Origin of the sequence: Spirosoma utsteinense (genome assembly GCF_014282275.1) — a bacterium.
Taxonomy (GTDB): domain Bacteria; phylum Bacteroidota; class Bacteroidia; order Cytophagales; family Spirosomataceae; genus Spirosoma; species Spirosoma utsteinense.
On sequence record NZ_VFIA01000126.1, the window covers coordinates 1 to 2,082 of the forward strand.

The window sequence follows — 2,082 nt, forward strand, 5'->3', positions numbered from 1 at the left end:
GACATTAGTCTGCTGTTTTTCAAGCTGTTGCAGTTCGTCAACGGTCTGGCTGATTTTAGTAGCGTAATCCATAACCAAAGATACGACTTATTGAATTTGATTTAGTATTAGCTATTGTACCAATGTATGTTCCTGCACTATGGTTTACCTACTCCGCAAGTAAAAAACTGAATTTGTCGAAGAGATTGATAGAGGAGTATACACATAAAGAAGTTTTAAGTAAGACTTACGAGGGCCTATCTAATCAAATTTCAAGTATTAACGACAAAGAGCAGTCCGAAGAATTGAAATTCAGACTCTTATCTAGTTTCTTGCAAATTTCATCTGAAAATCCAGGCAAATTAATTTCAAACTATAATTCTTCAGATCATCCTATTATGGAAGCTCTGGAACAGAGTTACAAGTTTCAGTTAGCAATTGATAAATTAGAAGGTATTCCCGGGATGGGTAAAATCGCAGCAATATTTGAGAGCAAATCTAAGAAGAAAATAGATACTAAAGCTACGAAAATTGAGGATGGCTTTGAAAGTAAAATGAGCGAGGAAGAAATGAGCATTGATGATGACAATACTTAACAATGATAGCTTCGCTGTTAGGTAGGTATTGAATTTATAATAATAGATTGAGTTGACAATTTGGTCCCTCTGTTATTCATTTGCTCCGCGTAGGTAGACTCCATATGATAGGGAGCACGTTCCGAAGGACAGTTTACAGCCCAACCCAACCACCGTGTTCTAGCGAACAAATCCCCAGCGGCTATATGTTTTTACTATCTACTGTCAGGTTTTTAAGCACATACAGTAGATCCAAATAGGTGTGTAAAGGTGCAAGTCCGGTGTTCAGGCAAGTATCAACACTCAGGGTGTTGATGGTACCAATAAGCATAAAAGTGTGAGTGCTGGTCCTCGTTCGACAACTTACATGCCCCCAATAGAGCACTTTTTTAACTCGTTAGGACGCTTTCGTTCACGTAGAATTATATTAAACATAATTTGAGGTTTCACTTCCAAGTATTGTGTGATATACTATAAGCATTAAAATTTTAATTAATTGAAAATCAATGCAAGACAAAGATTTAATGACAATTTTTTCCGCTCTGAAAGTTGGCGATTTCAAAGGAATTAATATCAGTCTTATTTTTAAAGATCATCCTGCTAATAGTGAGGGAGACAGCTACGCTGAAAGAATTGCCAACATTGCGATAAATGAAGGCTTTGCTGAACGTGCTTCATCTGGTTTTGGCACTAGGTTTTATGGTAGTGGTAACTTTCTAAAACTAAGCTTAGAAGGCAGACAGTATCCCACCTATCAAACTTATTGCGACCGCCATCGTAAACCTGATTTTTGCATTAGCAACTCTGTCGTTGGTGACAATAATTTGGGAATTACTCAAGGATATGATTTTCATGCATCATCAATCATAAATACGACTATACATCAAAATATGTCTGTATCTGAATACATAAATCAAATACTACATGACGCAGAAGAGGGCTATGCAGCCCACCCTACGCGCGGTACATCAGATGAATATGAAAAAGCGTTTGCTAAGGTATTACGGCATGGTCTCGTCAAGCCCAAGAGTAAAAGTTCATACGAGTTGACGCTTGAAGGCGAGAGGGCCATCGAATTGGGTGGTTTCGACGATTGGAAAAAATATAAAGAGCAACAAGAATCTCAACGTCATGCTAGCATTCATGTTAGCGGTGGTAATACCATAATTGGTAGTTATAACTCCGGGGTATCTCAGGCACAAGACGGATCACTGATTAATACAGGTAGCAAAGTACGTATTGACAGTCACATAGAATTTAACAAAGGAAGCTTTGAGAGTTTGGTGCAAAAGCTTAGTGATAGCCAGATATCTCAACAAGATATCGAAGAGTTAAAAGGTATTTTGGAGTCTGACAATCCTAGCAAGGACAAGGAAATTTTTGGTGATAAAACAAATGAGTGGGTATCTAAAATGATTTCTAATACTAATTCAAAATCATAAAGACGCATTCAGAATGTAGGGAAAGCAAGTCAACTCGATGACTGTCTGCCGACCCGTGAATAACGCTTCAAGAACAGCCCGCAAAC

2 protein-coding genes are annotated in these 2,082 nt (G+C 37.9%); both read left to right on the plus strand.

The features are described 5' to 3' along the window. Positions 1-122 precede the first annotated feature (122 nt). On the plus strand, positions 123-575 hold the full coding sequence (locus FH603_RS28005; protein ID WP_186742649.1) for a hypothetical protein: 453 nt from the start codon (positions 123-125) through the stop codon (positions 573-575). 485 nt (positions 576-1,060) lie between these two features. After that, the gene (locus FH603_RS28010; RefSeq protein WP_186742651.1) at positions 1,061-1,996 is read left to right on the plus strand and encodes a hypothetical protein; all 936 of its coding nucleotides are present in this window, start codon (positions 1,061-1,063) and stop codon (positions 1,994-1,996) included. Positions 1,997-2,082 lie beyond the last annotated feature (86 nt).

Excerpts from the sequence above, each read along its gene's own strand:
- FH603_RS28005 (WP_186742649.1), top strand. The coding sequence starts at position 123 with ATGTATGTTCCTGCACTATGGTTTACCTACTCCGCAAGTAAAAAACTG.
- FH603_RS28010 (WP_186742651.1), top strand. The coding sequence starts at position 1,061 with ATGCAAGACAAAGATTTAATGACAATTTTTTCCGCTCTGAAAGTTGGC.